Origin of the sequence: Anaerosalibacter massiliensis (assembly GCF_024623155.1) — a bacterium.
In the GTDB taxonomy this organism is placed as follows: Bacteria; Bacillota; Clostridia; order Tissierellales; family Sporanaerobacteraceae; genus Anaerosalibacter; species Anaerosalibacter massiliensis.
In genome coordinates, this window is the sequence record NZ_JANJZL010000005.1 from 189,313 (window position 1) to 196,873 (window position 7,561).

General features: G+C 27.2%; 7 protein-coding genes and 1 rRNA gene. All 8 read right to left on the reverse strand.

The window, feature by feature from the left end:
- Nucleotides 1-102 precede the first annotated feature (102 nt).
- The 8 genes from NSA23_RS09725 to rrf all read right to left on the reverse strand — a co-directional run bounded on the left by NSA23_RS09725 (nt 103) and on the right by rrf (nt 7,551).
- Entirely contained in the window at nt 103-1,047 is a 945-nt protein-coding gene (locus NSA23_RS09725; protein WP_042679083.1) for a 3-hydroxyacyl-CoA dehydrogenase family protein, read from the reverse strand.
- Nucleotides 1,048-1,097: 50 nt separating this feature from the next.
- On the reverse strand, nt 1,098-1,859 hold the full coding sequence (locus NSA23_RS09730) for a 3-hydroxybutyrate dehydrogenase (RefSeq protein ID WP_042679081.1): 762 nt from the start codon (nt 1,857-1,859) through the stop codon (nt 1,098-1,100).
- A gap of 311 nt (nt 1,860-2,170) precedes the next feature.
- Nucleotides 2,171-3,877 (reverse strand): sigma 54-interacting transcriptional regulator, encoded by a 1,707-nt coding sequence (locus tag NSA23_RS09735; protein WP_257490472.1) that lies wholly within the window; start codon nt 3,875-3,877, stop codon nt 2,171-2,173.
- A 138-nt stretch (nt 3,878-4,015) separates the two neighbouring features.
- Nucleotides 4,016-4,147: an SDR family oxidoreductase gene (locus NSA23_RS09740; RefSeq protein ID WP_075052099.1), complete on the reverse strand. Its 132-nt coding sequence runs from the start codon at nt 4,145-4,147 to the stop codon at nt 4,016-4,018.
- 99 nt (nt 4,148-4,246) lie between these two features.
- The gene (locus tag NSA23_RS09745) at nt 4,247-5,056 is read right to left on the reverse strand and encodes an alpha/beta fold hydrolase (RefSeq protein WP_042679077.1); all 810 of its coding nucleotides are present in this window, start codon (nt 5,054-5,056) and stop codon (nt 4,247-4,249) included.
- 313 nt (nt 5,057-5,369) lie between these two features.
- On the reverse strand, nt 5,370-6,185 hold the full coding sequence (locus NSA23_RS09750) for an alpha/beta fold hydrolase (RefSeq protein ID WP_257490473.1): 816 nt from the start codon (nt 6,183-6,185) through the stop codon (nt 5,370-5,372).
- A gap of 38 nt (nt 6,186-6,223) precedes the next feature.
- On the reverse strand, nt 6,224-7,243 hold the full coding sequence (locus NSA23_RS09755; RefSeq protein ID WP_257490474.1) for a YkvI family membrane protein: 1,020 nt from the start codon (nt 7,241-7,243) through the stop codon (nt 6,224-6,226).
- 191 nt (nt 7,244-7,434) lie between these two features.
- Nucleotides 7,435-7,551: ribosomal RNA gene (gene rrf, locus NSA23_RS09760) — 5S ribosomal RNA — on the reverse strand.
- Nucleotides 7,552-7,561 lie beyond the last annotated feature (10 nt).

Below are 7,561 nucleotides of genomic sequence, written 5' to 3' on the forward strand. Positions count from 1 at the left end.
GGGGTAGGTTTTTTATATTTATAAGTCCATTATCATAAATTCCCTTTCTGTTTCATTATTAAATGAAACAGAAAGGTGTCTATATTTTTTATGTCTATACAATTATCCATTGTGTATTTCTCTTAACATTTTGAAAAACATTTTATCTCTATGTGCCATAGCTTCTTCATCTTTTCCATCTGAATAATCATAGAATCCCTTTCCTGATTTTACACCTAGATTCTCATTATTAACTAGATTTTTTAATGTATCTGATGGCTCTTTTGCATCACTTAGTTCGTTAAATAAATAAGATGATATATAATAGAATGTATCTAACCCACCTAAATCAGCTGTTTCAAAAGGTCCTATTGTTGCATATCTAAATCCAAGTCCATATTTCATTGCCTTGTCCACATCTTCAACAGTAGCTATACCTTCATCCACTATTTTTAATGCTTCTCTAAAAACTGCAAATTGTATTCTATTACCTATAAATCCATTAGCATCTTTTTGAACTACTACAGGTTCTCTACCTATTTCTTTAACTAACTTTACTAATGTATCAACAGTTTCATCATTAGTTTCTTCTCCTCTTATTACTTCAATTAGCGGAATAATATGTGGAGGATTCCACCAATGCATCCCTATAAATCTTCCCTTATCCTCAACCTTTTTACAAATTTCTGTAATACTAAGGCCAGATGTGTTCGTAGCAAATATTGCATCTTTTTTAGCTATTTCTTCAACTTCTCTCCAAAAATCCTGTTTAATATCCATTTTTTCTACTATACATTCAATAATAATATCTACATCAGAAAAAGCATTTTTATCTGTTGTATATTTTATATTTTTAATAGATTCTTCTGCTTCTAATTTTGTTATTATTTTTTCCTCAATCAAATTAGTATTATTTATTGATATAATTTTTTTAGCATTTTCTAAAAATGCTTCTGATATGTCTGTTATAACTACTTCATAACCTTTTTGTGCAAATGTTTGAGCTATACCAGAACCCATAGTACCTGCTCCTGCTACACCAACTTTTTTAATATCTTTTAAATCCATAAATATAACCCCCTTCTAATTTATTTTTAAAATATTCTCCTATAAACAATTTAGCCAGCTGTCCAACCACCATCTACTGGTATCATTGACCCTGTTATATGAGCACCAGCATCTGTACATAAGAACTTGGCTAATTCTCCTATATCTGATGGATCCATTAGCTTTTTAATAACTGCCTTTTTTAACATTATCTCTTCTACAACTTCTTCTTTTGATATTCCATGAGTTTTTGCTTGATCATCAATTTGATTTTCTACTAAAGGAGTTTTAACATACGCAGGACAAATTGAATTTACTGTTATACCATAAGGTCCACCTTCTAATGCAGCAGTTTTTGTTAAACCTGAAATTCCATGCTTGGCTGAAACATAAGCTACTTTAAATTCAGATGCCCTTAAACCATGTATGGAATTAATATTTATAACTCTTCCCCATTTTTGTTTTTTCATATAGGACCATGCATATTTTGTCAACAAAAATGGTGCAGTTAGCATTAAAGACATCATAAAATCCCATTTATCTTCAGGAAATTCTTCAATTGGAGAAACATGTTGAATACCAGCATTGTTTACAAGAATATCCACTTTTGAAAACTTATCTATAGTATAATCAACTAATTTTTTACAGCCTTCCCTTGTGCTTAAATCTGTTTTAAAATAATCTGCACCTATTCTTTCTGATTCAGTTTTTAGTTTTTTTTCATTTATATCCGCCATTACCACATTTCCACCATCTTTAGAGAAAGCCTCTGCAACTGCTAAGCCTATACCGCTAGCTGAACCCGTCACAATACATACTTTATTCTTTAACATTCCTTATACCTCCTTTACCATTTTCTATTTCTACATAATATATTGCAATACCTATGCCATTTTTTTACTAGTACTTCATAATCCTTTAATCTATCCACTTTCTTAAATATACTTTTTTTAAAAAATAAAAAATAGGTGTTTTTCTATCTAAAAAAACACCTATTTTTTATTTTATGTCAATAAATCTAACAATATATATTTTTATATAAATTAATTGTTAGATTTTACGTACATTATTTGTTTTTTTAACTATTAAACGTGATATTTTCTGACAATTTTAAAAATTGTATAATATGCCACATTACATATTGTCAAATGTTTATATTATATTTAGCTATTTTTTCATATAAACTTGTCCTACTAATATCTAAAATATTCGCAGCCTTTGTTTTATTTCCATTAGAGAATATTAAACTTTCTATTATAGTTTGTCTTTCTATTTCTTCTAAAGTTTGTTTTAAACTTCTTATATTCTTTTCTTTTTTAATTCCTGTAATTCTAGGTGGTAAATGTTCAGGCTTTATAATAGTATCTTCGTCTAAAAAATTTATAGCTCTTTCAAGTATATTTTCTAGTTCTCTTACATTTCCAGGCCAGTCATATCTTTTTAAATACTCTAATGTTTTATCTGAAACATCATTTACTAATATATTTTCTCTCTTAGATATTTTTTGAACTAAATGTCTAGAAAGAATAGGAATATCATCCTTTCTGTCTTTTAGTGGAGGAATTTTTATAGTCAATACATTAAGTCTATAGTATAAATCTAATCTAAACATCCCTTCTGACACCATCTTTTCTAAATCTCTATTAGTTGCTGCAATAACTCTAACATCAACTTCCTCTGACTCAGTAGAGCCTATTTTTTCTATCTCTTTGTCTTGCAGTACTCTTAGAAGTTTCACCTGCATATTCATAGGCAAATCTCCTATTTCATCTAGAAAAATAGTACCACCATCTGCAGCTTTAAACTTTCCAATCTTTCCTCCTTTTGCTGCTCCAGTAAATGAGCCTTCTTCATATCCAAATAGTTCTGATTCTAATAATTCATAAGGAATAGCACCACAGTTTACCTTTATAAAAGGTCCATTTGCCCGTTCACTAAGATTGTGTATAGCATGAGCAAATAATTCTTTACCTGTTCCACTTTCTCCTAAAATTAGTATATTTGAATTAGTTTTTGCTGCTCTTTTAGTAAGACTTTTTAGATAATCCATAGATTTACTTTTACTTATTATATTATCTAAAGAATACTTAGCTATATTTACCTTTTTAAATTCATCTTTATAAAGATTTAACTCTTTTTCTATTTTACTTATCTTTTTGTATAAGGCATTTAATTCATCTATATCTCTAAATAATACTTTTCCTACTGCTCCTACTACTTTCCCATTTACAAATATAGGAATTCTAGTTGCAATCATTTTATTTCCCTTAATTTGTTGAATTTCTGCTATTTCTGAAATTCCCGTTTTAATTACAGTATGCATCCTTGTGTTTTCTATAACTTCTGTTACATGTTTTCCAATGACTTTATGTCTATCTATCATTAAAAATTCTGCATATGGTTTACTTAACATCTCTATATACCCTTCTTTATTTACATATACAATAGCATCATTTGTAGTCTCCATTATAGTTTTTAATAAATGGGCTGTTTCTATTTCAGTATCAAATTGTCTAATAAACTTTTTATAAATACTCAATCTATGAAAAAATGCATAAGCTCCTTCAATAGAATCATTATTAGTAATTGTTTTCTTCACTACAATAATATCTGAATTATTATATTTTAAAGTATGGGCTTTATGTTTTCTATTATCTTTTAAAAAACTTTCCATTTTAAATTCAGGTAATATATCTATTGCATTTTTATTTAAAACTTTAATTTCATTTAAATCTAATATTTTCAACCCTTCACAATTTAAATATATTATTTTTCCATATTTATCTACTATCAAAACTCCTAAACTTAAAGAGTTGATTAGATTATATAAATCAATTTTATTTTCAGACATTATAATACACCCCTATATAAAATACCTAAAAATTTTATCTTATTCATTTATTTTATTATAACATTTATATTATATATAGCATAAAAAAACTAACACTCATAAATTATGAATGTTAGTTTAATCAATTTTGATTATATTTTATAATACTTTTCCTTCATAAACAGTTAATAATGTATCAGTTATATAGCTTGCTTCATCTGAAGCTAGAAAACCATAAGCATTTGCTATTTCCTTTGGTTGTCCTAATCTACTTAATAGTATACCTTTCAATACTTTTTCAGGCTGTCATAGGAGTATGGATAAAACCTAGTGCTACTGCATTTCCCTAAGCTTAGTCATTCCTATTACACCATTATCTTTATTATGAATTTACTTCAAAGCAATTTCTTTGACTACCTTGCTAAGTTTATCTGGATTCTCTACTACTAGAAAATGAGTACAATTTTCAAATGGAACAAGTTTTGAATTTTGTATGTTTTTCTTTAAATACCTAGCTGTTTCTTCTGAATATAATGTACTCTTTTCACCATATATAATTAACGTTGGAACAGTTATATCTTTTAATACATCTCTATAATCATTAGCTGACATTGCAGTCCACATTGAATACATTATATGAGGTGTATTAGTATTTAATGCTTCTAATATAGGTTCTAATTCCTTTTCACTAAGATATGGTATTGCATCCTTAGCAAAATCTTCAGCAAAATCCATCCAATTATTGCACATAGTAGTCAAAGCATCAAATGTATCTTCTATTGTAAACTTTCCATGATAGAGCCCCATTTTCCATTCATCATCATTAATAAGTTTAGGAGTCATGTCTACTATAGCAACTGATGAAAGTCTTGATACACCATAGGTTCTTACATAATCAAAAATTATTGACGAACCCATAGACCAACCTACAAGAACTACATCTTTTAATTCTAAATATTCCATTAATTCTTCTAAATCAACAGCATATCTATTCATCGTTAAGCCTTTTTCTGGCCTATCAGAAGCTCCATGTCCTCTAAGATCATAAGTAATTATCTTAAATTCTGAACTTAAATTTTTTACTTGTGCTTCAAAACTTGTATGATCTGCAGTCCATCCATGAATAAATACAATTGGTTTTCCTTCCCCTGCTACTTCATAATAAAGATTAACTCCATCGCTAGTTTTAAACATTGACATAAAAAGCACCTCCAAATTTATTTTAATTATAGAATTTCAACATTTAAATCAGTAATATACCATAATTTTATTGCAAAAATTGTGCCATATTTTTTATATTCTTCTCAAAAGACAGTATTCAACAGGAATATAAAAATTTAAATAAAATATAATAAACAAATATTTCTTAAAATTAAAATAATTATACAAACTTTAGGTTCATAATCAAAACAAAATTGACTATTTCGTAAAAAAACTGTTATATATTTCAAACATTAGTAGCTATTTAGAAATTAAAGTGTACTGTTTCGCTAACATTTTAACATATTTTATATTATTTATTTAACTTAAAATCCATAGTTTTTAAAAAACCTAATATTACCAACATAAATTCATAAGGCTTTTCATATATGGAAGCATGTCCTGAATCTTTTATTACAATCCATCTAGATAAAGGAATCTTTTCATAAATAATTTGTTGATATTTCATAGGTATCACTGTATCTAAATCTGAACTTATAACTAATGTAGGGATTCTAATCTGGTTTAATTGATTATTTACATTAAAATCATAAGTACTTATGATTCCTCTCATAAATGATTTATACCATTCTTTATCCAATATTCTCTTAATTTGTTTCTTATTTCCTTCAATCCATTTAATATTCTCTTTGTAAAAATTTTCCGAATATACACTAGAGATAACTGTATTTAAAAATAAATTATCATCATGGGCTTCTGCTAATTGATACCATTCTTTTTCTACTTTCTTAATATATTCATCAGTATAGCTAGTTGTATTAGAAAGTATTAAAGATCTAACCATATCTTTATATTTTAATGTAAATAATTGAGCTATTTCTCCACCATAGGATGTACCTATAAGGTGTACCTTATGGTATCCTAATTTTTCAAAAATATCCTTAAGCATTTCAACATGCATATCTTGAGTATAAAAAGTATCTGCCTTATCTGAGCGACCTTGATCTATTAAATCTACTAAGAGTATTTTGTATTCACTAGAAAAAAACTTTATAAATGGAGACCAGCTAGTGGTACTCATCATCATACCATTTAAAAATACTAAAACATCTCCTTCTCCATATTCTCTATAATATAGATTTTTATCCTTTATTTTTATATAAGGCATTTAATCCACATCCTTTTTCTTTTATTATACTACAATCTTTATATCAAGCTAATTATCAAAAATATTAAAATAAATCCTCCAAAATATCCAAATATAGGATATATTGTTGCTACAAGATTTGAAAATCCTAATTTAGCTAATGGTATAGAGCATAAACAAAATATTAAAGAAATTAATGTTTTATTTCTTTTTTTAGAAATCCTTTCTATAAATCCGAATCCATTTGCTATAGCAGTAGTGAACATTGCAAACCATAATATAATGCTAAAAATTTTACTATATATTTCACCTTCATAGCCTGATATTTTAAGCATAGGTATATCTAATGCATAAACCTGAGTATAAAGAATCAACAAAGATATTAAAATAAAACATCCTAAAATTCCTAATACTAGTCCTCCGAATATTCCTCCTTTTATTGCAGTTTTTTTATCTGGAATAATAGGTAATAGAGAAGATAGTACCACAACCAAAAGTAAACTATTAAAGCTAACATATAAAATAGAAGAAGTTATAAAATTTCCTTTACTTGTATATTTTATCCCATCTAAATTGCTAAAAACAAATCCATTTTTTAAAATTACATTTCCTCCAAAACAAATAATACCTAATACTAATAATGGAACTAATATAGAATTTATGAAAGAAAGTCCTTCAATACTAAATAAAAAAACTATAAAAGAAAGTACTACCATTAAGTATATACCTATGTTTTTAGAAAAGTTAAATTCTTGATTAAATAGTGCACCAGAACCAGAAACCATAATACAAAAACCTATAAATAATGAAAATATAATTATAGTGTCTATGATGAAACCTATTTTTTCTCCAAATACATTATCTATTAACTCTTTATATCCATTTATCTTTTTTTCATATATTTTAGATAGGAAAAAAGCTCCTACAAACATAAATAAAAAACCGCTTAAAATCATTCCTAAAATTCCTTTAACTCCATATTCCCCAAAAAAATCTATTATCTCCCTACCTGAAGCAAATCCTGCTCCAATAATCGTACCTATATAAATGAAAGCAAGTTTAAGTGAGTTCTTATCCATAGTGCTCCTCCTTTCATAGATAGCTATATAACTATATTCTAAAAAGGCCTATCTTATGAAAAATCATTATCTTAAAACTTGACTTTTATTATTAAAGATACTATAGAGAGACATTTTTATGTTTATCTATTTTATAAAAATAAAAAAACCCTACCTCGACCTACGAGATAGAGCTTCTATTCTATGTATAAATCTGGCAACTTCCTACTCTCCCAGAGTGTTTCCACTCAAGTACCATCAGCGTTAGAAGGCTTAACTTCTGTGTTCGGTATGGGAACAGGTGTGACCCTTCTGCTATCGTCACCAGATAATGTATTA